Source organism: Corallococcus praedator, assembly GCF_003612125.1.
Lineage (GTDB): Bacteria > Myxococcota > Myxococcia > Myxococcales > Myxococcaceae > Corallococcus > Corallococcus praedator.
The window spans coordinates 1-384 of the sequence record NZ_RAWI01001456.1 but is presented as its reverse complement, the minus strand read 5'-3'; the positions used below and the strand labels follow the sequence as shown (position 1 = coordinate 384).

The 384-nt window shown below is 76.3% G+C and carries 1 protein-coding gene; it reads right to left on the bottom strand.

All coding sequences use genetic code 11. The features are described from left to right. Positions 1-384, bottom strand: a 384-nt coding sequence (locus tag D7Y13_RS44875; protein ID WP_369333618.1) for a bifunctional 4-hydroxy-2-oxoglutarate aldolase/2-dehydro-3-deoxy-phosphogluconate aldolase, incomplete at both ends; no start/stop codon positions are given.

The following is a 384-nucleotide window of genomic DNA, read 5'->3' as shown; positions in this document are numbered from 1 at the left end:
CTTCTGCACGGAGTATCCCCGCTCCAGCAGGTGCATGGCCTCGGACGGCGTGGCGGCGCCCGCCAGCAACGGCAGGTCGTTGGCCTCGCAGGCGTCGAGCAGGCGGCGCGTGGCGCCGGGCGAGACGCCGAAGGTGGCGCCGGCCTCCTTGGCGGCCTCCACGTCGGCCTCGGTGAGCAGGGTGCCGGCGCCGACGACGCCGCCGGGGACCGCCGCCATCTCGCGGATCGCGTCGATGGCGGCGGGGGTGCGCAGCGTCACCTCCAGCGCCGGCAGGCCCCCGGCGATCAGCGCGCGGGCGAGGTCGGCGGCGGTCTCCGCGTCATCGACCACGAGTACGGGGATGACCGGCGCCAGGGCGCAGACGCGGGCGTTGAGATCGGA